Genomic DNA, 24575 nt, shown 5'->3' on the forward strand with positions numbered 1-24575 from the left:
CCGACGGGGGTGCGACGCCGGCGCCCGGGCGGGTCAGCTCACTTGGTGATGATGACCACGGAGGAGACGAGCTTGTCGGCGAAGGTCTGCCGCTTGGCGTCCCAGAGCGGCCACAGGTAGCCGAGCAGGCAGCAGAGCGCGTCCAGGGCGTGCAGGAAGCGGCGGGCGATCGCCCGTCCCGCGCCGAGCAGTTGACCGTCCTCCTCGCGGAGCACCATGGTCCCGACGGTCTTCTTGCCGGGGGACTGTCCGGTGGTGCCCTCCTGGTAGGCGATGGCCGCCATGATGCAGAGCTGGAGCAGGTCGCCCAACAGGGCGGAGCCGGTGGTGAAGCGGAGGAGCAGTCCGGGCACGCCGGCTATCAGGGCGTCGATCAGCCCGGACTGGAAGCGCAGCCACCAGCCCGCCAGCACCGGCGGTGCGACCGGGTCGCGGTAGGGCTGGAAGTCGGGCTGGGCGGTGTCGTACGGGTTGCTCATCGAGGCCTGTCCTGGGAGGTACGTGCGGGAAAGACGGGAAGAGAAAGCGGCCCGGCGCTCGCGGAGAGCGCCGGGCCGGGGAAAACGGTGCGCCGGTCAGGCGCGGATCACCAGGCTGCTGACGATCTTGTCGGCCAGGGTCTGGCCCTTGTCGTCCCACAGCGGCCAGAGGTAGCCGATGCCGCAGAGCGCCGAGTCGACGACGTGCGCCAGGCGGCGGACGAAGGTCATGCCGAAGCCGAGCGGCTGGCCGTCGATCTCGCGGACCAGGCGGATGCCCACGGCCTTCTTGCCGATGGTCTGGCCGGTCTTGCCCTCACGGATGAGCTGCCACAGGCCGAGGATCAGCGACAGCAGCGCGCCGATGCCGATGATCGCGACGCCGGCCCCAGCCGAGCTGGACGAGCCGCTGGTGCAGACCGCCACGCCGGTGTCCGGGTCGACCGGGCAGTTCTTGACCGCGCTGAACAGCATCGAGAAGCCGATGGCGTAGGCGATGGTCAGCGGGATGAAGATGACCAGGCTGTCGATGATCGAGCCGCCGACGCGCGCACCCCAGCTGGCCAGCACCGGCGGGGCCACGGGGGTGTAGCCGCCGTACGGGGCCTGCGGCGGCACGCCGTAGCCGGCGGGCTGCTGCTGCGGGTAGCCGTAGCCAGGCTGGGCCGGCTGGCCGTACGGGTTCTGCTGCGGCGGGACGCCGTACGGGGTCTGCTGCGGCTGGCCGTAGGGGTTGTTGGGGTCGGGCGGGTAGGACACAGGTGCCTCCGGGCGGGTACGACGCATGGATCGTGCGGGACGGTGTGGGGACAGCGGGTGAGATTAGCGGAGCGCGCTGACGATCAGACACCCAGGCGGTTCAACTGCCACAGCCAGGCGCTGACGGCGGCTCCGGTGATCAGTGCGGCGCGGGTGCGCGGGGCTTGCCGCCACCACCAGGCGCCGCCGCCGAGCGGTGCGGTCAGCAGGGCGAGAACGGCGACCACGGTGACCGGGTTGGCGTTCAGGGCGGAGAGCCAGTGGCCGTGCCCCGCCTCGATGAAGACGGTGGTGCTGCCGCAGGCGGGACAGGGGATCCCGGTGAGCCGGCGCAGCGGGCAGATCACCCCGGGGTCGTGCGCGTCGTGCAGTGCGGCCACCGCGAGGGCGGCAGCGGCCGCCAGGCCGCAGCGCAGCGCCGCACGGGCCAGTCGGCCGGCCGGTGAGGCCGGGGCCGGGGTGGCCCGGACCGGGGTGATCACGGGATCTTGCTGAAGGCGCTGGCGTAGAAGACCACCATGGCGACCAGGATCAGCGTGGCGACCGAGCCGATCACCACACCGCCGATCGCCAGGCTCCGGCCGACGCCGGTCTTCCTGGCCCGGCCCAGCGCGCCGATGCCCAGGCCCAGGCTGACCGGTCCGAGCACGACGGCGAACGGGACGCACATGCCCAGGACGCTGACGAAGCCGAGCACCACCGAGGCGACGGCCAGGTTGTTCGGCGGCTGCACCGCGGGGTACGGCTGCTGGGCGGCCGGGTAGCCGGGGTAGCCGTAGGGAGCCTGCTGGCCGTAGCCGGGCTGTGGGGGGTAGGGCTGCTGACCGTACGTCGGGTCGGGCTGCTGCTGGTGCTGCGGGTATCCGGCCGGGGGCTGCTGTCCGTAACCGCCCTGCTGTCCGTAGCCGTTCGACGGGCCGTACGGATCATAAGGACCTTGCGGCTGTTGATACGGATTGCTCATCGTGCTCTTCCCCCGGGGTCGGACATGTGCTCGGGCCTATCGTCAACTGTCGCGCGGCGGGCTGTCCAGCCGCTCGACGGGCGTCGGGCGCAACTGTGGCGCAAACGCAACTGGATCCACACAATCCGTTAAGGTCGGCGGAATCGCGGGTGCCCGTGCGGGAGCAGTGCCGCCGATCCGGGAGGATGGGAGTGCTCCACAACATCGTCGAGGCGGCCGAGCGCCAGGCCGCTCGCTAGTTCGAGGGACACCCCATGAACGCGGTACGAGTGGGCCGGTCGCGCCGTCGGCCGGTCAAGACCACGGGCACGCTGCCGCCGGAGGGATCCGGCGCGGCCATGGACAGCGGGCACACGCTGCCGATACGGCAGTGGCCGATAACGCTGGTGCTGGCCGTGGTCGGGATCGGCCTGGCCGTCACCGTCACCAGTGACTTCCGGTACGGCCTGCTGACGATAGGCGCCGGCCTGCTGCTCGGCGCGGTGCTGCGCGCGCTGGTGCCGGAGGTCGGTCTGCTCGCGGTGCGCAGCCGCTTCACCGATGTGCTGGTGCTGCTCTTCCTTGGGGCGGTGATCGTCCTGCTCGCGCTGATCGCCCAGCCGGATCCCTGGTTGCAGGCCGATGTCCTGGAACACCTCGGCAAGTTCATCGGCCGCCGCCACTGAGCGAGCCGCCACCGAGCGGATCGCCGTGTGAACGGCCCGAACGGCCCGCAAGCCCGCCTCCCGCCGGGGGCGGGCTTGTTCTGTGACGCACCAGCCACCGATGCACGCGGTAAGGACGGCTTCCTTGCGATAGCCTGACGCGGGGTCTCTCGATGTCGAGAGATCCTCCTCGGCTCCAGTGCGTCGGCCAGCCCTGTGTCGCTGCTGTGGAGCGTGGCACCTGGCGATCGCAGGAGTAGGAAAATGACTCGCACCCCCGTCAACGTCACCGTCACCGGAGCGGCCGGCCAGATCGGCTATGCGCTGCTGTTCCGCATTGCCTCCGGCCACCTGCTCGGCGCGGACGTGCCGGTGAACCTCCGCCTGCTGGAGATCCCGCAGGGCCTCAAGGCCGCCGAGGGCGTCGCCATGGAGCTCGACGACTGCGCCTTCCCGCTGCTGCGCGACATCACCATCACCGACAACGCCGGCACCGCCTTCGAGGGCGCCAACGTGGCGCTGCTGGTCGGCGCCCGTCCGCGCACCGCGGGCATGGAGCGCGCGGACCTGCTGAGCGCCAACGGCGGCATCTTCGGCCCGCAGGGCAAGGCCATCAACGACCACGCCGCGGACGACATCAAGGTCCTGGTCGTCGGCAACCCGGCCAACACCAACGCCCTGATCGCCCAGCGCAACGCCCCCGACGTGCCGGCCGAGCGGTTCACCGCGATGACCCGCCTGGACCACAACCGCGCCATCGCGCAGCTCGCCAAGAAGTCCGGTGCCGCCGTCGCCGACATCACCAAGGCGATCATCTGGGGCAACCACTCCGCCAGCCAGTACCCGGACCTCTTCCACGCCGAGATCGCCGGCAAGACCGCTTTCGAGGCGACCGGCAGCGACCTGGGCTGGGTCGAGAAGGACTTCATCCCGACCGTCGCCAAGCGCGGCGCGGCGATCATCGAGGCCCGCGGCCTCTCCTCGGCCGCCTCGGCCGCCAACGCCGCCATCGACCACGTCCACACCTGGGTCAACGGCACCGCGGCCGGCGACTGGACCTCGATGGGCATCGTCTCGGACGGCTCGTACGGCGTCGAGGCGGGCATCATCTCGTCCTTCCCGGTCACCACCAAGGACGGCAAGTACGAGATCGTCCAGGGCCTGGAGATCTCCGACTTCTCGCGCGCCCGGATCGACGCCTCGGTCGCCGAGCTGGTCGAGGAGCGCAACGCGGTGCAGGAGCTCGGCCTGATCTGAAGCTGATCCCAGCCACCGGTGCGGAGCGGCCGGCCACCTCCCTCGTCGGAGGTGGTCGGCCGCCGCCGTAAACTGACCGACCGTGAACGAAACCCTCGAGGATGCCGCGCTCGTCCTCGTCTTCATCATCCTCGGTGGGCTGTTCAACATCGCCGAGATCTCGCTGATCTCGCTGCGCGAGGGCCAGATCCGCTCGCTCGCCGAGCGAGGCACCAAGCGGGCCTCGCGGGCCGCCCACCTGGCCGCCGACCCCAACCGGTTCCTGGCCGCCGTGCAGGTCGGGGTGACCTGCATGGGCTTCCTCTCGGCCGCCTTCGGCGCGGACACGCTGGCCGGCAAGGCCGCCCCGCTCTTCGTCCGGATGGGCTTCTCCACCGGCGTGGCGGACGCCGTCGCGCTGGTCGGCCTGACCCTGCTCATCTCCTACATCTCGCTCGTCCTGGGTGAGCTGACCCCCAAGCGGATCGGCCTCCAGCGCACCGAGCCCATCGCGCTGCTGGCCGCGCCGGTGGTCGATGTGATGTCCGTCGCGCTGCGCCCGGTGATCTGGCTGCTCGGCCACTCCACCAACCTGATGGTCCGGCTGCTCGGCGGCGACCCCAAGGCGGGCCGGGGCAGCATGAGCTCGGAGGAGCTGCGCGGCCTGGTCGCCGCCAACACCGAACTCGGCAGCGACGAACGGGCGCTGATCGCCGATGTCTTCGCGGCCGGCGAGCGGCAGGTGATCGAGGTGATGGTGCCGCGCACCGAGGTCACCTTCCTGGACGCCGACCAGCTGCTGACCGAGGTCCGCGAGGAGACCAGCTCCTCGCCGCACTCGCGCTACCCCGTGATCGAGGGCAGCTACGACGCGGTGGTCGGCTTCGTGCATGTCCGCGACCTCTACCGGGCGCTCGGCCAGCAGGCCGTCCGGGTCCGCGACATCACCCGGCCGGTGAAGCTGCTGCCCGCCACCAAGCGCGTGCTGGAGGCGATGAGCGAGATGCGCCGGGAGGGGCACCACCTGGCGATGATCGTCGACGAGTACGGCGGCACGGCCGGCATCGTCAGCCTGGAGGACCTGGTCGAGGAGGTGATCGGCGAGATCCGCGACGAGTACGACGCCCAGGAGACCACCACCACCCGGCAGCTGGCCGGCGGCGGCATGGAGGTGGACGGGCTGCTCAACCTGCCCGACTTCGCCGAGGAGGCCGGCGTCGCGCTGCCCGAGGGCCCGTACGAGACGGTGGCCGGCTACGTGGTCGCCGAGCTCGGCGAGCTGCCGTCGGTGGGGGACCAGGTGGTGACCGCCGAGGGCGTGGTGCTGAGCGTCGCGGCGCTGGACGGGCGCCGGATCGACCGGGTCCGGGTGAGCGCTGAACGACTGGCAGAACCTCCAAACGACGAGGTGTCCTGACCGCTCTCCGGAACTGGAAGAATGGTGCGCATGGTCAACGCAGCGGTCAACGGTCCGGTGAAGGACCGCCCCCGGGTGCTCTCCGGCATCCAGCCCACCTCCGGCTCGTTCCACCTGGGCAACTACCTCGGCGCGGTGCGCCAGTGGGTGGACCTCCAGGAGTCCAGCGACGCCTTCTACATGGTGGTCGACCTGCACGCGATCACCGTGCAGCAGGATCCGCGCACGCTCCGCGAGAACACCCGGGTCTCCGTCGCGCAGCTGCTCGGCGCGGGCCTGGACCCGGAGCGCAGCACCCTCTTCATCCAGTCCCACGTGCCCGAGCACGCCCAGCTCGCCTGGGTGATGAACTGCCTCACCGGCTTCGGCGAGGCCGCCCGGATGACGCAGTTCAAGGACAAGTCCGCCAAGCAGGGCAGCGACCACACCTCGGTCGGTCTCTTCACCTACCCGATCCTGCAGATCGCCGACATCCTGCTCTACCAGGCCGACGCCGTGCCGGTCGGCGAGGACCAGCGCCAGCACCTGGAGCTCACCCGAGACCTCGCCGAGCGCTTCAACAGCCGCTACGAGCCCACCTTCACGCTGCCCAAGCCGTACATCCTCAAGGAGACGGCGAAGATCCTGGACCTCCAGGACCCGACGGCCAAGATGAGCAAGTCGGCCTCCTCGGCCAAGGGCCTGGTCAACCTGTTGGACGAGGCGAAGGTCAGCGCCAAGAAGTTCAAGAGCGCGGTGACCGACACCGACACCGTGGTGACCTACGACGAGGAGAAGAAGGCCGGCGTCTCCAACCTGCTGCGGATCCACTCCGCGCTCAGCGGGCAGAGCGTCGACCAGCTGGTGGCGCACTTCGAGGGCAAGATGTACGGCGCCCTGAAGACCGAGCTGGCCGAGGTCTTCACCGAGTGGGTCGCCCCCTTCCAGCAGCGCACCCAGGAGTACCTGGACGACCCGGCCGAGCTGGACCGGGTGCTCGCGGTGGGGGCCGAGAAGGCCCGCGCGGTGGCCTCCGAGACGCTGGCCACGGTCTACGACCGGATCGGGTTCCTGACGCCGGCCGGCCTCGCGGCCGCCGAGCGCTGATGCCCTCCGTGCCCACCCCCGTCGATGGTGACGGCCTCGCCGAGGCCGTCACCATCGGCGTGTCCGTCTCCGTCCCCGAGCCATTCGGCTCGGCGATCCAGGACGCCCGGGCCGGGTACGGCGATCCGCTGGCGCGCGCGATACCGACGCACATCACGTTGCTGCCGCCGACCGGGGTCCCGGCCGCGCGGCTGCCCGAGGTGCGGGCGCACCTGGCCGCGGTGGCCCGCGCGTACCGGTCCTTCCGGGTACTGCTGCAGGGCGGCGGCAGCTTCCGCCCGGTCTCCCCGGTGGTCTTCGTCCGGGTCGAGGAGGGGGCTCAGGAGTGCCGCGAGCTGGAGGCGGCGATCCGCTCCGGACCGCTGGCCCGCGAGCTGGCCTTCCCGTACCACCCGCACGTGACGGTGGCGCACGGGCTGTCGGAGGCGGCGCTGGACGCCGCGTACGCCGACGTCCGCGGCTTCCAGGCCGCCTTCGCGGTGCCCGGCTTCAGCCTCTCCCGGTTCGGCGCGGACGAGATCTGGCGCCCCTGGCAGGCCTTCACCTTCGGAGCCTGAGCGCTCCCGCCGGAGCGCCCTCAGCCGAGCGCCGGCTCCTGCTCCTGTTCCTGACGCTCCACCGGGGACGGCCGCACTGCGGCGGCGCGGCGCGGGGCGCGGCGGGCGGCGATCAGGCCCAGGCACAGCGGTCCGACGAACAGCGGCACGACGTTGTAGCGGAACAGCTCCGCCGGGTTGGCCGCGATCAGCGTCAGCTGGAGCCCCAGCAGGATCCCGCCGAGCGCGAGCACACCCCTGCGCCGCCGCCCGGCCGCGTACAGGGCCAGCGCCGCGTAGGCGACGTAGCACCAGGTCGCGCCGCGCCAGAGCAGCCAGTCCAGTTGGCTGACCTTGCTGGCGGTCTGCAGCCAGACGCCGGCCTTGTGCAGCGTGCTGGAGAGCGGGTGGCTGCGCAGCGCGGGCAGGTAGCGGCTGCCCAGCATCTTCCCGTTCGGGGCCACGTGCCCGGCGCTGAGGTCGGCGGTGGCGGCCGGGGCGGTCCAGCCCCACAGGTCGGGCGAGCGGTCCAGCGGCGAGATGATCGTGCTGGCGCCGTACTGGGTGGGGTCGGAGAACGGCGCCCAGGCGATGTGCGCCCGGCAGATCCGGGCACCGATCACGATGTCGGGACTGGACTTGAGCAGCTTGGTCCACAGGGCCAGCAGCTGTCCGTTCAACCGGTCGGCGGCCGCCCGGTCGAACGGCGCCGAGCTGTTGGTCAGCGCGTCGCCCGAGTAGCAGTTGGCGCCCGCCTTCCAGGTGCTGAGCGGGGCGACCTCGGTCAGCAGCCGCTGGTCCGCCGCGCTGAACAGGCCCGGCGCCTTGTCGTACGCGACCGCGATGTCCGAGTAGTTGAGCGCGAAGACGGCGTCCGCCGGCGGCTGCTTGACGCCGACGGCCGGGTAGAGCCAGAGCTGTCCGGCCAGCGGCAGCAGCACGGCCGCGGCCGTCAGCACCGCCAGCGTCCTGCGCAGGCCGGGCAGGACGAGCAGCAGCGCGACCCCGGCGATCAGCACCATGCCTTCGTTCGCGTTGCGGAACAGGCCGACGCCGAGCAGGCCGAGGGTCAGCATCAGCAGGTCGAACCGGGGTGCGCCGGGACGGTAGCCGCGCACTGCGGCGGCCGACGCGCCGTAGCGCCGGGCCAGCAGCCGGGCGCCGGCCGCGAACACCAGCACCGCGCTGATGGTGAACGGCACGTCCTTCCAGACGAAGACCACGAAGGTCCCGGTCGGCGGCAGCGCGGCGACCGCGAGCGCCGCCGCCGCACTCCAGCGCCCGCGCACCCCGAGCCCGCGCAGCGCCACGCAGGCGTAGCCGAGCACGGCGGACATCGCCGTGGTCTGCGCCAGGGTGAGCAGGGCGAACTTCCCGGGCAGGTGCAGGACCAGCCACACGAAGCAGTCGTAGAGGACGGAGTGGTCGGAGGCCCAGTTCCCGGTGGTGACCTGCCAGGTGTACATCACCGAGTCGAAGCTCAGCAGGCCCGGGTAGAAGGCGGCCCACCAGCACAGCCAGATCGCCTGGGTGCCGGCCAGCACCGCCAGCGGGAGCCGCCACGGCGGGGGGACCCGTCCGAGTGCCCGGCGCAGCTGCGCGGAGCCCGCAGGACGGACGGGAGCGGTCTTCGGCATGGTGGTCTCCGTGGCAGGGGCGGCCCTCCACCTTAGACCGACCGGCACATGGTGGGCGGCGTCGCGGCCCGATGGCTCTCGCCTGGACGGCTTCTCCTCAGTCGCCGATGCTCCGCATGGGCTCCTTCGTCGGCACCGCCCAGACTCGGCCCTCGACCCGCTCCTTCCTCCACCCACCATGTGCCGGTCGGTCTTAGTGGGGCTGCCTGAGAATCCGGTGCCCGCTTCCCCGGCGGGGGCGGGTGATACGGTCGAACGGCCGTGCTGTGAGTCCGGCTTGTCCAGCTAACGGAAGTTCCCGGGTGTGCGACCTTCGATGAGCTCTCTTGACCACGCGCCGCAGCCGGACGGAGGCGGCCGGGTCGGTGAAGCCGTCGGGCCCCCGGCGCCGGACACCGGCTGGGCCCGGCTCTCGGCCGCGCTGGACGGCAGGCGGTGGGCCTGGCCGGCGCTGCTGGCGGTCGGCTACCTGGCGCAGCTCGCGGTCCGCCTGCTGCTGGCCCGTGCGCAGAGTTTTCCCGCCGTCGACCCCGACGAGCCCTCCTACCTGGTGATCGCCCGGGTGCTGGGCGGCGGACCGGTCACCGAGATCCCGGTCGGCCACCTGCTGCCGGCCGGCTACCCGCTGCTGGTCGCCCCGGCGCTGGCCCTGACGAACAGCGCGGCCACCGGCTACCACCTGGTGCTGCTGACCAACGCGCTGGTCACCGCGCTCGTGCTGCCGCTGGGCTTCCTGATGCTGCGTCGCCTGCGGGTCCCGAAGCTGCCGGCCTACGGCTTCGCGACGGCGGCCGGGCTGCTCTCGCCGGTGCTCTTCTACGGGCAGTTCGCGATGACCGACGGCATCCTCGCGGTGGTGCTGCTGGGCTGGCTGCTGGCGCTGCACGGCTGGCTGTCCGAGGGGACGCCGCGCCGGCGGACGCTCTGCGCGGTGCTGCTGGGCCTGCTGACGGGCTACGCGTACGCGCTGCACGACCGCGGCAGCGTGGTCATCGTGATCACCACGCTGCTGCTGCTCGGCGTCCTGGCCCTGGGCTGGGCGCCGCGCCGCGCGACCCTGGCCGCGCTGGGCGCGCTGGCCGTCGCGGTGGGCGCGGTGCACCTGGTCAACGCCTACCTGGCCACCCGCTTCCCCGGCAGCACGGCGGGCGAGGTGGACAGCCTCTTCTTCAGCTCGCTCACCGACCCGCACCTGCTGGGCCGCTCGGTGGCCCGCAGCTTCGGCCAGACCTGGTACTTCGTGCTCTCCGGCTTCGGCCTGGGCGGCCTGGGCATCGTGAGCTGCGCGGTGGCGGTGTTCCGCCCGTCCGTGCCGCGCGCGGCACGGATCAGCGCCGGAACGCTGCTCGCGGTGCTGTTCGGCATCATCGTCGCCTCGGCGGTCACGCTGCCCGACGACGGCCGGATCGACGACTTCGTCTATGCCCGCTACGCCGCGCCGCTGGTCGCGCCGCTCTTCCTGGTCGGCGCCGCCGGGCTCTGTCTGCTGGGGGTCAGGACGCTGCTGCTGCGCACGGGCGCGACGCTGCTCCTGGTGCTGCTCTGCGCGGGCGTCGTGACCGAGCTGGCCGGCCGCAAGCTGCGCCACGGCACCTTCGAGCTCTGGGGCCTGCCGGACGTCTCGTTCCTGGCCGGGCACTGGACCTCGCTGCGGGTGCTGCGCTCGACCGCCACCGGGCTGCTGGTCCTCGTGCTGGTGGTGCTGCTCGCGGTGCTGGCCCGCCGGGCGGTGCCGCTGCTCGCACTGGCGCTGGCCGCGCTGGCCCTGGTCTCCAGCGTGGTGATCACCCAGCACGTGGTCCGGCCGTACGTCGCCGCGCACGAGGCCGGCGCCCTCCGGATGACCGGCACCGGCCAGGTGCACCCCGACGACAAGCTGGTGATGGACCAGAACCTCGACTGGCTGATCCGGGCCGGCCAGTCGTACGAGGTCGATCGTGGACGGGTGTGGACGGTGAACCTGTACGGCGGCCAGCCGCCACCGGCCGGTGCCACCGCGGCCGTGCTGCCGGTGGACTGGAACAACCCCTCGCCGCAGGCCAGTTGGCCGACCGCGCCGGCCGGCTGGTCCGTCGCGGTGGCCGACCGGGCGCACGGCTACGTGGTCTGGCGGCACGCCGGCTGACCGTCGCTCACCGCTCGAGCATCCAGTCCACCACCCGGGCCGAGGCCCGGCCGTCGTCCTGACCGCAGAACGTCCGGCGGAAGTCCCGGTAGCGCTCGGCGTAGCCGTCGGTGGCGGCGGGCAGGTCGCTCAGGGCGGCGATCAGCTGCTCGGAGGTCTCCAGCAGCGGCCCGGGGGCGTGCTGCTCGAAGTCCAGGTAGAAGCCGCGCAGATCGTCCCGGTAGTGGTCCAGGTCGTAGGTGAAGAAGAGCATCGGGCGGCCGGTGATGGCGAAGTCGAAGAGCACCGAGGAGTAGTCGGTCACCAGCACGTCCGCGATCAGCAGCAGGTCCCGGATGTCCGGGTAGTCACCGACGTCGTACAGGAAGCCGTCCCCGGCGCACGGCAGCGCGTCGTGGACGTGCGCGTGCGGGCGCACCAGCAGCACGTGGTCGGACCCGAGCGCGCGGCGGGCGGCGTCCAGGTCGATCCGCAGGTCGAGCCGGTAGCCGCCGTCCGTCCGGTCGTCGTCGCGCCAGGTCGGGGCGTACAGCACCACCCGCTTGCCGTCCGGGATGCCGAGCCGCTCCCGGATCCGGGCCGCCTCGGCCGGATCGCCGGTCACCAGCGAGTCGTCGCGCGGGTAGCCGGACTCCAGCACCTCGCCGGCGAAGCGGAAGGCCCGGCGCATGATCGGGGTGGCGAACGGGCTGGGGGAGAGCAGCACGCTCCAGTTCGGCGACTCGCGGTCCAACTGGTCGAGGTAGCCGCTGTCGGCCAGCCAGGCGTTCTCGACGTCGTAGGCGATCCGCTTGAGCGGGCCGCCGTGCCAGGTCTGCACCACGGTCTGGCCCGCGCGCCGGTGCAGGAAGTCCGGGAAGTGCGTGTTGCCCACCAGGTAGCGGCTGGTGGCCAACGCCTCGTACCACTCGGGGCTGTAGGCGCGCACGGTGCGCAGCCCGGGCGGCAGCTCGGCCTGCGCGTCGTCGACCACCCACAGGTGCTCCAACGGCGTGCCGCGGCGCACCAGTTCCTCGTGGACGGCGCGCGGCGAGTCGGCGTAGCCGCGTCCGCCGAACACGTCGTACAGCACGCTCTGGCGCAGCGGGAGGCGCCGGGCCTCCCGGTAGTCCTCGGTGCGCAGCCGGGTCTGCGCCCAGCCGTTGCGCTCGGCGGGGGAGAGCACCGGGTGCGAGTCCAGGATCAGGGTCTCGTGCCAACGGCGCTGGAGGGCCACGGTCTTGCCGCCGACCCGGGCGGGCGTGGGGAGGCTGTCCAGGGCCTCGGGGGCCACCACCAGGTGCTGTTCGTCGCCGGGGCGGTCCACCGGGCGCAGCAGCAGGTCCCAGACCCCCTGGCGCAGCGGGAGGCGGCCGCCGTAGGAGGTGTCGACCGTCGCGGGGAGGTGCAGCCGGAAGCCGCCGTCCGCGGCGACACGCACCGGGTGGCGGATCTCCGCGCTGCCGTCGGAGTGCCGCAGGACGAGTTCGAGCGCCTCGGACGTGCCGCGGCTGCGGCTGCCACTGAGCTCGAAGCCGTCCGGTCCGGCCGTCAGTTGGTCGACGATCGGGACCGGCCGCTGGTCGCAGAACTGCATCCGGCCGTCGGCCAGTCGCTTGAGCCGCAGCACCCGCTCGCCATCCGGCAACGGGTACTGGCCGGTGACCCGCTCGTCGACAATCGGCGCCGGCCGCAGGCCGTCGGCCGTCACCAGTTCGGCGTCCCAGTGCCCGATGCCGTCGTGCCCCGGCAGGCGGGCGGCCGCGAGCTCGTCGAGCGGGACGTCGGCGGTGAACGAGCCGTCCGCGCCGGGCCGCACGGGGCAGCGCAGCTCGGTCCGGCTCGGCCGGTGGCGCAGCCGCAGCTCGGCCGCGCCGGCGTCCGTGCGGCCGGTGAGCTCCAGGCGGTCGCCGACCGCGCGGGCCGCGGTGATCCTGGCCCGTACGGTGGTCAGCCGCAACTGCAGCTCGCCGTCCGCGAAGAGCGGCTCGGCCAGCACGTCGGGGTCCGGCCAGCCGAGCGGCGGGTACTCGCCGGAGCCGCACCAGTGCGGGGCCAGCGTCCCGCTGCGGCGGTGCAGACCGGTCCAGAGCGTGGCCGTGACGGTCCACAGGCCGTCCTGCCACCGCCCGCCGCGGCGCAGCCGGCGCGGGTCGACGACGGCGGTGAAGCCGGACCAGTCGTGGTTGAGCTCCTGCTGTCCGCTCTCCTCGGTGGCCTCGGGCATCAGCCGCGGCCGGGTGAGGACGCGCACCCGTCGGCTGCCGCCGACGAGGGACAGGGTGAGCACGGTCAGCGCGCTGCCGCGCCGGCCGGAGGACCGGTCCTGGCGGTGTGCGAAGCCGGTGAGGACGAGCTTGCCGTCCCTCCAACGGGCTTCGCGGATCCCCATCCTGGGGGGTTGGGCGAGGGCCCTCGCAGCCGGGGAAGCGGACGAGGCGCTGGAAGACGCGCGGTCGATCTGGGCAGCAAGAGGCATCAGAGGGAGAAAGCCCTTCATGGCGGTATACGGCCATGGCGGTGGCCGAGGAGCCGGAGTCACCCCGGGGGTGGTGACTCCTGATTCCATCGGCTATCCCATACTGCGGCGCTTATCCCCGTCAATTGCCCCGAACTGAGAGTTTCTTGAAAAAACCAGTCAGAGTGTCAATGTCGGATTAAAACCGAACTGCTCTGCGCCCCCGTGCGAATCGCGCGGGGCCGCAGAGCAGTTCGGGTCTGACGAATCAGTGTTCGGTGCCGAGCATGGCGTCGACCACCCGGGCGGAGGCCTGGCCGTCGTCCAGATCGCAGTACGTGGCGCGGAACGTCTCGTACTTCCCGGCGTACTCGGCGGTGCTGGCCGGGATCGAGCCCAGCGCGGCGACCAGCGCCTCGGAGGTCTCCAGCATCGGGCCCGGCGCCTGCTCCTCCAGGTCGAAGGTGAAGCCGCGCAGGTTGTCGCGGTAGTGCTCCAGGTCGTACGTGAAGAACAGGATCGGCCGGCCGGTGTTGGCGAAGTCGAACATCGCCGAGGAGTAGTCCGTGACCAGGACGTCTGCCACCAGCAGGAGTTCGGCCATGTCGGGGTAGGTGGAGACGTCCCAGACGTAGCCGTTGCCGGCGCCCGGCACCTGGCCGTGCACGATCGAGTGGGCCCGGACCAGCAGCACCTGGTCCTCGCTCAGCGCCTCCTTGGCGGCCTCCAGGTCGATCCGCAGATCCAACTGGTAGCCGCCGTGCGGGCGCTTGCGGTCCTCGCGGAAGGTCGGCGCGTAGAGCACCACCTGCTTGCCCTCCGGCAGGCCGAGCCGCTCGCGCACCTGTGCGGCCCGCTTCTCCCGGTCGGGGGAGTAGAAGACGTCGTTGCGCGGATACCCGGATTCGACGATTTCACCCGAATAGCCGAATGCGCGGCGGAGAACCGGCGTCGAGAACCTGTTGGGCGAGACCAGCAGATCCCAGAGCGGGACCTCACGGTCCAGCTGGTTGAGGTACTCGCTGTCGATGAACCAGATCTTCTCGAAGTCGTGACCGATCCGCTTCAACGGCGTCCCGTGCCAGGTCTGCAGGACGACCTGTCCGGGCCGGCGGGTGACGAAGTCGGGCAGGTGCGTGCTCGTGACGATGTACTTCGAGGTGGCCATCGCCTCGTACCACTCGGGGCTCCACTGGCGCACCGACTCGGCGCTCTGCGGCAGGTCGGTCTGCAGGTCGTCGACCGTCCAGAGGTGCTCCAGCGGCAGTCCGCGGCGCACCAGCTCCTCGTGGATGGCGCGCGGCGAGCCCGCGTAGTGGCCGCCGAGCGCGACGTTGTAGAGCACCGCGTCGCGCAGCGGACGCCGCTGGGCGGCCGGGTAGGCCGAGATCCGCTGCTGGCGCTGGCGGTAGCCGCTGCGCTCCTCCGGCAGCAGGGCGGAGTGCGACTCCAGGGCCAGGGTGTCGTAGTACCGGCGCTGGAGCTCGATCGGCTTGCCGCGCGAGTCCGTCGACATCGGCAGCACCCCGTGGCACTCGGGGGCCACTATGACCGCGGGCCAGCTGAGCTCGCCGGAGCTGTTCTCGGGCCGGAAGAAGAGGTCCCAGGTGCCCTTGTGCAGCGGTACCCGGCCGGCGAACGACCCGGTCGGCACGGTCGGCAGCTCGACCTCGAACCGTCCGTCACTGATCACCAGCGGGTAGGCGTGGTCCTCCTCGCGGAAGCCGTGCCGGAGCACCAGCTCGTAGCGGTGCTCGCCGGGCAGCGGGAAGCGGCCCTTCAGCACGAAGGAGTCCGGCCCGCTCGCCCGCAGCTCGTCCACCACGGGCTGGAGCACGTGGTCGGCGAACTGCAGGTAGCCGTCGGTGTCCGGCTTGGACATCAGCGAACGGGCGTCGCCCAGCGGGGCGTCCGGCGACAGCGCCAGGTCGAAGTGGGCCGGCGGCTGCCGGTCGTCCACCACGATCGGCACCACCGAGCCGTCGGCCAGCAGCAGCGAGGCGTCCCAGTGGTCGGCCGGGCGGTCGGCGGCGGCCGGGTCCAGCGCGGCCCAGGACTCGCGGACGGCGACCAGCTCGGCGACCGGGGCCGTGGCGCCGAAAGGCACCGCGCGGCCGGCCGGGATGCCGAACTCGACCGGGAAGGTCAGCACGGCGTCCGACTCCGCGTGGCTCAGCTGCAGCCGCACACCGGCCAGGTCGGAGACCGAGCGCACGGTGCCGGTGATCCGCACCTCGCCGTCCCCGGCGTGCAGCTCGGTGACCTTGGCCCGCAGGGTCTCCACCCGCAGGTGCAGGAAGCTGTCCTTGAGGGTCGGGATCACCCGGACGTTGTCGTCCACCCAGTGCGAGGGGAAGCTCTGCGAGGAGTCGTGCCAGCCGCCGGAGATCCGTCCCTTGTACAGGCCGGCCTTGCCGATACCGGCGATCAGCACCCGCCAGGTGCCGTCCTGCCACTGCCCGCGGCGCTTGAGCCTGGCCGGGTCGATGGCCGTCTCGAAGCCGGCCCAGTCGCAGCTGTACAGGTCGTGCGGGGAGCTGGCAGTGGCCTCGGGGCTGTACTGCGCCTTGGTCTGGACGGCGATCACCCGGCGGCCCTTGGCCTCGCGCAGCACGATCACCTTGACCATGTCGTGCTTGTTCTCCGCGCCCAGGTGCTCGGGGAAGGCGTGCCCGGTGAGCTGGAGCTTCCCGTCCACCCAGTCGGACGCGTACACCCGGCTGCGCATCACGAGCGCGTTGTCCAGCCGCAGCACGTCGGCCGGCACGCTCTTGCGCCCGCCGCGCAGGAACGGGTAGTCGGCGTACGGGCGCAGCAGGCCGCGCGCGGGGGCGGCGCCGTTGCTGTCCTGCTCGAAGCGCAGCTGCTCGATGAACTCGTCCATCCGGTTCTGCAGCGTCAGGTGGTACTTCAGGCGCAGCGGCGCGCGCAGCTTGCGGACCAGCTCGGGGCCGATCGCGCGCAGCAGCCGGCTGACGCACTCCTGGTAGGCGGCGCGGTAGGTCTGGTCGCCGTCCAGGGTGTCCCAGAAGAACATCGGGATCTCCTCGACGAGGTTGTTCTCGTCGTAGGAGCGCAGGTAGTCCTTGTACTTCGGGTCGGTCTGCTTGAGCAGCCAGGCCCGGACCAGCTCCATCGAGGTGACCCGGTCGATCAGCCCGCGCGGGTTGGTGCGCATCTGCGTGATCGACATCTCGCCGACCTCGCGCTCGCGCCAGTGGTAGATGGGCTCGGAGAGCACGTCCACGCTGCGCGCCATGTAGTGGTGCGGCACGCTGACCGGAGCGTCCTCGTAGAGGATGCCCTCGGGGTAGAGGATCCCGGCCGCGTCCCAGAAGGAGCGCCGGTAGACCTTGTTCCACGCCGTGCGGTCGGTGACCAGCGACGGGATCTCGGTGATGTGGGTCTGCAGCCGGGTGTCCTTGAACGGCTTGCGGTGCCCGCCGGACTGGTAGTGGCCGACGGCCCGGAAGCGCAGCACGTTGCCGGTGGCGAAGTCCGAGCCGGTCTTGTCGAGCGTGGTGATCATCAGCTCGTACGCGCTCGGCGGCAGGGTGTCGTCACTGTCCACGAAGGCGATGAACTCGGTGCCCTCGGTCAGGTGCAGCAGCCCGGTGTTCCGGGCCGCGCCGAGCCCGGCGTTCTTCTTGCTGACGAGTCGGAACCGGGAGTCCTTGGCCGCGAATGCCTCCGCGAGGGCCGCACTGCCGTCCTTGGAGCCGTCGTCGACCATGATGCACTCAAGGTCGCTCATGGTCTGGGCGGCGATCGACTCCAGGCACTCCTCCAGGTACCGCTCGACGTTGTAGATAGGGACAACGACAGAGAGACGGGGGGCCATCAGCTGTGCGGGCCTTTCATCGGGGACGGGCGACCGGCCTGCGCGATCGGCGTGCTACGGGGAGCAGCGGCAGGTGGTACGCGGCGAATCCTACCCTCCGCCCGTGAGCCCTCCCAGGAGCCGTTTTTCCCGCTCCGGAGGTGCGGCACAGACCGGCTGCCGCGGCCGCCCGGCCCGGCCCGGTGCCCGCGGCGGACCGCCGGGCGTTCACCGCGCAGACCGGAGTTGACCCCTCCAGGGCCAAAGCCGTCCGAAAAGGACTTTTCGATGCGACGTCAGGGTAGGCGTCGCCCATGGAATTCCTGACCAGGCTGCCGGTGATCGGTCCGCTCGTCGCCGCCGTACTGCGCACCCGCGCCTACCGCGCCTACGAGCACTTCACCGCGGCCAAGGCCAACCGGCTGGCCGGCGCCGTCACCTTCTTCGGCTTCCTGGCGCTCTTCCCGCTGCTCACCGTCGCCCTGGCGATCGCGGTGGCGACCCTCACCCCGACCCGGGTGGACGAGATCAAGGTGAAGATCGGCGAGCAGGTCCCGGGCCTGGCCACCTCGCTCGGCCTCGACTCGCTGATCGCCAACGCCGGGGCCGTCGGCGCGGTCAGCGGCGTGATTCTGCTGCTCTCCGGCCTCGGCTGGGTGAACACCATGCGCGGCTCGATCCGCGACATCTGGCAGCTGCCCGAGGAGGGCGGCAACCTCCTGCTGGTCAAGGGCCGGGACTGCCTGGTGCTGGCCGGCCTCGGCCTGGTCTCGGCGATCTCGCTCGGCGCCTCCGCGGTGGGCAGCTCGCTGGCCGGACGGCTCGCCCGGGGCCTCGGCCTGGCCGACCACGGCCCCGCCCACTACCTGCTCGCGGCCGCCGGCTTCGTGATCGCGGTCGGCGCCGACATGCTGCTCTTCGGCTACCTCCTCGCGCCGTTCCCACGGATCACCGACCAGCGCCGGCGCGACGTGGTGATCGGCGCGCTGATCGGCTCGGTCGGATTCGAGCTGCTCAAGGTGCTGCTCGCCTCCTACCTCGGCTCGGTGTCCGGAAAGAGCCTGTACGGAGCATTCGGCGTCCCGATCGCGCTGCTGCTGTGGATCAACTTCGTCTCCCGCCTGCTGATGTACTGCGTCTCCTGGACGGCGCTGGCCGACCCCGCCGCGGCCCGGGACAGGGCGCTGGCCAGTGCCGAGGCCGCCCGCCAGGCCGCTCTGGAGCCTGCTGGGGCCCTTGGGGCCAGTGGTTCCAGCGCGTCCGGCAGGCGTTCGGGTACGGCTCATCCGGACCGCTGAGAGGTCGCCGTCCATCCCCTTCTCAGCCATCATCGGAGTGGTTAGGATCACGTCCGATCCGGGGCCTGGCACGTTCCCCCGGCCGGCTTCGCCGGCAGTGCCCGGCCACCGGCCTGCCGTAGGAGGCACCCGTGGTCACCCTCGACTCCCGCCCCGCGCTGCCCGCCGTGCCCAAGAGCCCGGACGACGTCCCCGGCTGGTTCTGGCCGCTGGACCAGCAGCTCTTCAGCTGGCTGCTCGAACGCCAGACCGCCGTCGGCCAGCACGGCGACCTGCTCGAAATGGGCAGCTACCTGGGACGCAGCGCGATCCTGATCGGACGCCACCGGCAACCCGGTGAGGCGTTCACGATCTGTGACCTGTTCGACTCCGACGCCCCGGACGGCGACAACGCCGCCGAGATGACGATGTCGTACCGCGAGACGCTCACCCGCGCCGCCTTCGAACGCAACTACCTGGCCTTCCACGCCGAGCTGCCCACCATCGTGCAGGCACCGACCTCCGCCCTGGCGGGCGACGTGCTGGCGCCCGGCAGCTGCCGTTTCGCCCACATCGACGCCTCCCACCTCTACGAGCACGTGGCCGGCGACATCCAGACGGCCCGGGCGGCGCTGGCCGACGACGGCATCGTGGTGCTGGACGACTTCCGCTCACCGCACACCCCCGGCGTGGCCGCCGCCACCTGGGAGGCCGTCTTCGACCACGGCCTGCGCCCGATCTGCCTGACACCGGAGAAGCTCTACGGCACCTGGGCGGACCCGGGGACCCTGCAGGGCGAGCTGCTCCAGCTGGACGGTGACGTCGACGGCTGCAACCTGGACATCGACATCATCCGCGGGCATCAGGTGCTCCGGTTCTCCGGGCCCGGGGTGGCGAAACTGATGCCGTCCGGCATCCACCGCGACGGACGGTCGGCGGCGCCGCCCCGCCCGGCCGGCCGGAGCGCGGCCCGTCGGCTGGCGCTGGACCTGCTGCCGCCGATCGCGACCAGGGCGGTGCGGCGCGGCCTGCGCAGCGCCCGTGAGCGCAGGGCGTAGCTCCCGGGGCTCCCGGGGCTCCCGGGGCTCCTGGGGCGGGTACGGCCGGCCGGCCGTACCCGCCCCGGCTCATCGCTCATCGCTGGTCGCTAGTCGCGGCGCCCGATCGCTGTCGCGCCCGCCGGACCCGCCGTTTCGGGGTCGCTCGCGCTCGCGCCGAGGGCGGTCGACCCGCCGACGGTGGAGGCGGCGGGGAGCGTGGCGACGGCTCCGCGCGCCCAGCGCCGTCGCCGCCGGCCGGCCACCCAGAACCCGGCGGCCACCGCGCAGGCGACCGCCGCCCCGACCGCCGACCAGGAGCGGACCCCGCGCGCGGAGGACTCGCCCTCGGGCGGCCCGGCCTGCGGCAACCGCCCGGCCGCCTTCGCGGCCGGGTTCGCCGCTGCCTTCGCGGGCGCCTTCGCGGGTGCGGAGGCGCCCGCACTCGCCGCGGCCGCCGCGTCGCCGGTACTGGCGGTCTTCGGCTGCACCAGCACGCCGACCGGCGCGACCTTGTCCGCTGCCGCGAACCCCCAGTCGAGCAGCGCGGCCGTCTCGTCGTAGACCTTCATGTACGTCGTCGGATGCATCACGGCGACCAGCAGCGTCCGGCCGTCGCGTTCGGCCGCGCCGACGAAGGTGCTGCCCGCGTTCGTGGTGTAGCCGTTCTTGACCCCGAGCAGCCCCGGGTACTTCCCGAGCAGCCGGTCGGTGTTCTGGATGCCGAAGGTGCCGCGCTGCCCGGTGTTCTTGTCCACCGCCCCGGGGAACTGGGCGTCCCGGGTCGCGCAGTAGGAGCGGAAGTCGGGATTGCGCAGCCCGTCCCGGGCGAACAGCGTCAGGTCGTACGCCGAGGTGAGCTGCCCGTCCTCGTCGTACCCGTCGGGCGACACCACGTGGGTGTCCGCGGCGCCCAGCACCCCGGCCCGCTCCTGCATCTGACGGACCGTCTGCTCGATGCCGCCGTTCATGTTCGCCAGCACGTGCACCGCGTCGTTGCCGGAGCTCAGGAAGACGCCCCGCCACAGGTCCTCGACCTTGTAGTCCAGATCCTCCTTGACGCCCACCAGACTGCTGCCCGCCCCGAGCCCGGCCAGCTCGGACGGCGTCACCCGGTGGACGGCCGACCGGTCGAACTTGGGCAGGACGGTATCGGCGAAGAGCATCTTGAGGGTGCTGGCGGGAGGCAGCCGCAGATGCGGGTTGTAGGCGGCCAGCACATTGCCCGTCCCGGCGTCGGCGACCAGCCAGGACATCCCGGTCAGCCCGGTGGGCAACCGAGGCGTCCCGCCGGTGGGGATGACCTGCACCCCCTGCTGGCCAAGCCGCTCACCGCCCACCGCCGCCCCGACCGGCGGCGGCTCCGCCGGGGGCGCGGCCGACGCGAGCGGGGCCGCGCACCACACCAGGGCCGCTGCCAACGCGGCGGCCCGTCGACGACTACCAGTACGACACATCAGGTGATCAGCTGAACGCACCTGGCGACCGTACCCAACCCCCCGCCCCCCGCCCCCGGCTCGCCGCCGACGTCCCCCGAACGGGTACCGCCACCTGCGCCATCCGGCTCCCACTGGTCGTCGACCTGGACGAGCCGGATCACTTGATCGGCTGACTCTCCGACCGGCCCGGCTGCTCTGCCTACTGGGTGGCGCGACGGGCGGCGAGGACGCCCCGGAGGCCGATGACGCCGATGGCCGTGCCGAGGGCGAACGAGACGATGGTGAGGGCCAGGTGGATCCAGAAGAAGGCGGTCGGGTGGGAGTGATCGCCATTGGTGAAGGCCTGGTGGGCGGAGTCCGCCCAGAGGTTCTTGGCGAACGTCACCCAGACCATCCACGACCACGCGCCGAACGCCAGAAGGAACCAGGAGAGGCGGCCGGTGAGCTTCATGGGCGTGGTCCTTCAGACGGGGTGGGCGGTTCCTCCAGTATGTGGGCCACGCCCCCCGGGTCAGCCGCCGGGGGTGGGCGATCCTCCTGGGTGGTTTCCGTCCGGTACGGGAGCCGGGGCCGCGGACAGCGCTGCGCCCCGCTGGTCGGAGGACCGGCGGGGCGCAGTGGTGGTGCTTCGGGCGGAGTGTCAGAAGCGGCGCGTCACGAGGGCGCGCTTGACTTCCTGGATCGCCTTGGTGACCTCAATGCCACGGGGGCAGGCCTCCGAGCAGTTGAAGGTGGTGCGGCAACGCCACACGCCCTCACGGTCGTTCAGGATCTCCAGGCGCTGCTCGGCACCCTCGTCGCGCGAGTCGAAGATGAAGCGGTGCGCGTTGACGATGGCGGCCGGGCCGAAGTACTGGCCGTCGTTCCAGAAGACCGGGCAGGACGACGTGCACGCGGCGCACAGGATGCACTTGGTGGTGTCGTCGAAGCGCTCGCGGTCCTCGGCGGACTGCAGGCGCTCGCGGGTCGGCTCGTTCCCCTTGGTGACGAGGAACGGCATGACGTCCTTGTACGCCTGGAAGAACGGGTCCATGTCCACGACCAGGTCCTTGAGGACCGCGAGGCCCTTGATGGCCTCGATCGTGATCGGCTTCTCCGGGTTGACGTCCTTCAGCAGGGTCTTGCAGGCCAGGCGGTTGCGGCCGTTGATCCGCATCGCGTCCGAGCCGCAGATCCCGTGCGCGCAGGAGCGCCGGTACGTGAGGGTGCCGTCCTGCTCCCACTTGACCTTGTTGAGGGCGTCCAGGACGCGCTCCTTCGGGTCCATGGTGAGCTGGTAGTCCACCCACACCGGCTCCGGGTGCTCCTCCGGGTTGAACCGGCGGATGCGGAGGGTGAAGGTGATCAGCTGCACGCCGCCGCTCTCGGCCGCGTCCAGCGCCGCCGAGTGCGGTGCGTCGATCGTGGGGGCGCTCATCAGTACTTACGCTCCATCGGCTGGTAGCGGGTCGTGACGACCGGCTTGTAGTCAAGGCGGATGGAGGTCGTGCCGTCCGCGGCGACCTCCTGGTACGCCATGGTGTGCTGCATGAACTTCACGTCGTCACGGGTCGGGAAGTCCTCACGGAAGTGACCGCCGCGCGACTCCTCGCGGGCCAGTCCGGAGACCGCCAGCACCTCGGCCAGGTCGAGCAGGTTGCCCAGCTCGACGGCCTCCAGGAGGTCCGTGTTGTAACGGAAGCCCTTGTCCATGATGGCGACGTTCTTGTACCGCTCGCGCAGGGCCGCGATGTCGGAGACCGCCTGCTTCAGGGTCGCGCCGGTGCGGTAGACCATGGCGTTGGTGTCCATGGTCTCCTGCAGCTCCTTGCGGATCTGCGCGACGGACTCGGTGCCGGTGGAGTCGCGCAGGCCGTCGACCATCGCCTGCACCTTCTCGGCCGGGTTCTCGGGGAGCGGCGTGAAGTCCACCGTCGACGAGTACTCGGCGGCGGCGATGCCGGCCCGCTTGCCGAACACGTTGATGTCCAGCAGCGAGTTGGTGCCCAGGCGGTTGGCGCCGTGCACCGAGACGCAGGCGACCTCGCCGGCCGCGTAGAGGCCGGGCACCACGTCGGTGTTGTTGCGCAGCACCTCACCCTCGACGTTGGTCGGGATGCCGCCCATCGCGTAGTGCGCGGTGGGCTGGATCGGGATCGGGTCCGTGTAGGGCTCGATGCCGAGGTAGGTGCGCGCGAACTCGGTGATGTCCGGGAGCTTGGCGTCCAGCTGCTCCGGCGGAAGGTGCGTCAGGTCCAGGTAGACGTGGTCGCCGTCGGGGCCGCAGCCGCGACCCTCGCGGATCTCGGTGTAGATCGCGCGCGAGCAGACGTCACGGGACGCGAGGTCCTTCATGACCGGGGCGTAGCGCTCCATGAAGCGCTCGCCGTCCTTGTTGCGCAGGATGCCGCCCTCGCCGCGGGCGCCCTCGGTGAGCAGGATGCCCATCCGCCAGATGCCCGTCGGGTGGAACTGGAAGAACTCCATGTCCTCCAGCGGCAGGCCGCGGCGGTAGACCAGCGCCTGGCCGTCACCGGTGAGGGTGTGGGCGTTGGAGGTCACCTTGAAGAACTTGCCGGTGCCGCCGGAGGCGAACACGACCGACTTGGCCTGGAAGACGTGGATCTCGCCGGTGGCCAGCTCGTAGGCGACGACGCCCGCGGTCTTGCCGTCGTTGATCAGCAGGTCCAGCACGTAGAACTCGTTGAAGAACTCGACGCCGTGCTTGACGCAGTTCTGGAACAGCGTCTGGAGGATCATGTGACCGGTGCGGTCGGCCGCGTAGCAGGAGCGGCGGACCGCCGCCTCGCCGTGGTTGCGGGTGTGACCGCCGAAGCGGCGCTGGTCGATCCGGCCGGCCTCGGTACGGGAGAAGGGCAGGCCCATCTTCTCGAGGTCGAGGACCGCGTCGATGGCCTCCTTGCACATGATCTCGGCGGCGTCCTGGTCGACCAGGTAGTCACCACCCTTGACCGTGTCGAAGGTGTGCCACTCCCAGTTGTCCTCCTCGACGTTGGCGAGGGCGGCGCACATGCCGCCCTGGGCCGCGCCGGTGTGGGACCGGGTGGGGTAGAGCTTGGTCAGCACGGCGGTACGGCTGCGCTGGGTCGACTCGATGGCCGCGCGCATGCCGGCGCCGCCCGCGCCGACGATGACGGTGTCGTACTTGTGAATCTGCATGGTGTGTCAGTCGCCTCTGGCTCTAGCCGAGTTAGATGTTCGGGTCGAAGGTGAAGATCACCAGAGTGCCCAGCAGCACGGTGAACACCGTGGCGGCACCCATCAGGGTCTTCAGCCAGAGACGGGTCGAGTCCTTCTCGGCGTAGTCGTTGATGACCGTGCGCATGCCGTTGGAGCCGTGCAGCATGGCGAGCCAGAGCATCAGCAGGTCCCAGCCCTGCCAGAACGGCGAGGCCCAGCGGCCGGCCACGAAGGCGAAGCCGATCTTGGAGACGCCGCCGTCGAGCACCAGCATGATCAGCAGGTGGCCGAGGATCAGCACGACCAGCACGACGCCCGACAGGCGCATGAAGAGCCAGGCGAGCATCTCGAAGTTGGTGCGGGTGCGACGAGGGGTCTTCGTCGAGCGCGTACGCGGCGGCTGGATGACGAACTCGTCGGCCGGGTTACCGGTGCCGAGTCCCTTGCCGGTGTGCGCCTGCGAAGAGGAGACCAGCTCGATGTCAGAGGTGTCAGTCGACAT

20 protein-coding genes are annotated in these 24575 nt (G+C 71.5%); 8 read left to right on the top strand and 12 right to left on the bottom strand.

Annotated features, from left to right (window positions below; all coding sequences use genetic code 11):
- Positions 1-38 precede the first annotated feature (38 nt).
- From BS80_RS25655 to BS80_RS38055, 4 genes are all read right to left on the bottom strand, one after another.
- Positions 39-479, bottom strand: coding sequence for an RDD family protein (locus BS80_RS25655; protein WP_051967040.1), 441 nt, complete (start codon positions 477-479; stop codon positions 39-41).
- Positions 480-575: 96 nt separating this feature from the next.
- A complete protein-coding gene (locus BS80_RS25660; RefSeq protein ID WP_157536566.1) occupies positions 576-1265 on the bottom strand; it encodes an RDD family protein in 690 nt (229 codons plus the stop codon).
- A 56-nt stretch (positions 1266-1321) separates the two neighbouring features.
- Entirely contained in the window at positions 1322-1720 is a 399-nt protein-coding gene (locus BS80_RS25665) for a DUF2752 domain-containing protein (protein WP_051967042.1), read from the bottom strand.
- Positions 1717-2202: a DUF4190 domain-containing protein gene (locus BS80_RS38055; RefSeq protein WP_051967043.1), complete on the bottom strand. Its 486-nt coding sequence runs from the start codon at positions 2200-2202 to the stop codon at positions 1717-1719. Before BS80_RS38055 ends, BS80_RS25665 begins: the two co-directional genes overlap by 4 nt.
- 254 nt (positions 2203-2456) lie before the next feature.
- Between BS80_RS38055 and BS80_RS25675 the strand changes: the two genes are divergently transcribed.
- From BS80_RS25675 to BS80_RS25695, 5 genes are all read left to right on the top strand, one after another.
- Complete coding sequence (locus BS80_RS25675; RefSeq protein ID WP_035800965.1) at positions 2457-2867, top strand: DUF3017 domain-containing protein; 411 nt, start codon at positions 2457-2459, stop codon at positions 2865-2867.
- Between the two features lie 243 nt (positions 2868-3110).
- Positions 3111-4103 (top strand): malate dehydrogenase, encoded by a 993-nt coding sequence (locus BS80_RS25680; protein WP_035800966.1) that lies wholly within the window; start codon positions 3111-3113, stop codon positions 4101-4103.
- A gap of 82 nt (positions 4104-4185) precedes the next feature.
- A complete protein-coding gene (locus BS80_RS25685; RefSeq protein ID WP_035800967.1) occupies positions 4186-5499 on the top strand; it encodes a hemolysin family protein in 1314 nt (437 codons plus the stop codon).
- Positions 5500-5529: 30 nt separating this feature from the next.
- Positions 5530-6585, top strand: a complete 1056-nt coding sequence (gene trpS / locus BS80_RS25690; RefSeq protein WP_035802828.1) for a tryptophan--tRNA ligase — start codon at positions 5530-5532, stop codon at positions 6583-6585.
- Positions 6585-7142: a 2'-5' RNA ligase family protein gene (locus BS80_RS25695; protein WP_051967045.1), complete on the top strand. Its 558-nt coding sequence runs from the start codon at positions 6585-6587 to the stop codon at positions 7140-7142. The genes trpS and BS80_RS25695 overlap by 1 nt, the downstream gene beginning before the upstream one ends.
- A 20-nt stretch (positions 7143-7162) precedes the next feature.
- Here the strand turns inward: BS80_RS25695 and BS80_RS25700 are convergent, their stop codons facing one another.
- Positions 7163-8758 (bottom strand): hypothetical protein, encoded by a 1596-nt coding sequence (locus tag BS80_RS25700; protein WP_035800971.1) that lies wholly within the window; start codon positions 8756-8758, stop codon positions 7163-7165.
- Positions 8759-9074: 316 nt separating this feature from the next.
- Between BS80_RS25700 and BS80_RS25705 the strand changes: the two genes are divergently transcribed.
- Positions 9075-10883 (top strand): hypothetical protein, encoded by a 1809-nt coding sequence (locus BS80_RS25705; protein WP_035800973.1) that lies wholly within the window; start codon positions 9075-9077, stop codon positions 10881-10883.
- A gap of 7 nt (positions 10884-10890) precedes the next feature.
- Here the strand turns inward: BS80_RS25705 and BS80_RS25710 are convergent, their stop codons facing one another.
- Positions 10891-13254 (bottom strand): CDP-glycerol glycerophosphotransferase family protein, encoded by a 2364-nt coding sequence (locus tag BS80_RS25710; protein ID WP_051967047.1) that lies wholly within the window; start codon positions 13252-13254, stop codon positions 10891-10893.
- Positions 13255-13588: 334 nt separating this feature from the next.
- On the bottom strand, positions 13589-17161 hold the full coding sequence (locus BS80_RS25715; protein WP_035800975.1) for a bifunctional glycosyltransferase/CDP-glycerol:glycerophosphate glycerophosphotransferase: 3573 nt from the start codon (positions 17159-17161) through the stop codon (positions 13589-13591).
- Positions 17162-17454: 293 nt separating this feature from the next.
- On the opposite strand from BS80_RS25715, the gene BS80_RS25720 reads away from it, so the two are divergent.
- Both BS80_RS25720 and BS80_RS25725 read left to right on the top strand, forming a co-directional pair.
- On the top strand, positions 17455-18438 hold the full coding sequence (locus BS80_RS25720; RefSeq protein ID WP_063772050.1) for a YihY/virulence factor BrkB family protein: 984 nt from the start codon (positions 17455-17457) through the stop codon (positions 18436-18438).
- 131 nt (positions 18439-18569) lie between these two features.
- Positions 18570-19475, top strand: a complete 906-nt coding sequence (locus BS80_RS25725) for a class I SAM-dependent methyltransferase (RefSeq protein ID WP_232246596.1) — start codon at positions 18570-18572, stop codon at positions 19473-19475.
- Between the two features lie 89 nt (positions 19476-19564).
- Here the strand turns inward: BS80_RS25725 and BS80_RS25730 are convergent, their stop codons facing one another.
- The 5 genes from BS80_RS25730 to sdhD form a co-directional block, all read right to left on the bottom strand.
- Complete coding sequence (locus BS80_RS25730; RefSeq protein WP_083975204.1) at positions 19565-20911, bottom strand: D-alanyl-D-alanine carboxypeptidase family protein; 1347 nt, start codon at positions 20909-20911, stop codon at positions 19565-19567.
- Positions 20912-21092: 181 nt separating this feature from the next.
- Positions 21093-21344 carry an SCO4848 family membrane protein gene (locus BS80_RS25735; RefSeq protein WP_035800977.1) on the bottom strand — a complete coding sequence of 84 codons (252 nt, stop codon included), beginning with the start codon at positions 21342-21344 and terminating at the stop codon, positions 21093-21095.
- Between the two features lie 189 nt (positions 21345-21533).
- Positions 21534-22310, bottom strand: coding sequence for a succinate dehydrogenase iron-sulfur subunit (locus BS80_RS25740; protein ID WP_035800980.1), 777 nt, complete (start codon positions 22308-22310; stop codon positions 21534-21536).
- Positions 22310-24052: a succinate dehydrogenase flavoprotein subunit gene (gene sdhA, locus BS80_RS25745; RefSeq protein WP_035800982.1), complete on the bottom strand. Its 1743-nt coding sequence runs from the start codon at positions 24050-24052 to the stop codon at positions 22310-22312. Before sdhA ends, BS80_RS25740 begins: the two co-directional genes overlap by 1 nt.
- Before the next feature lie 31 nt (positions 24053-24083).
- Entirely contained in the window at positions 24084-24575 is a 492-nt protein-coding gene (gene sdhD, locus BS80_RS25750; protein ID WP_035800989.1) for a succinate dehydrogenase, hydrophobic membrane anchor protein, read from the bottom strand.

Origin of the sequence: Kitasatospora mediocidica KCTC 9733 (assembly GCF_000744225.1) — a bacterium.
In the GTDB taxonomy this organism is placed as follows: Bacteria; Actinomycetota; Actinomycetes; order Streptomycetales; family Streptomycetaceae; genus Kitasatospora; species Kitasatospora mediocidica.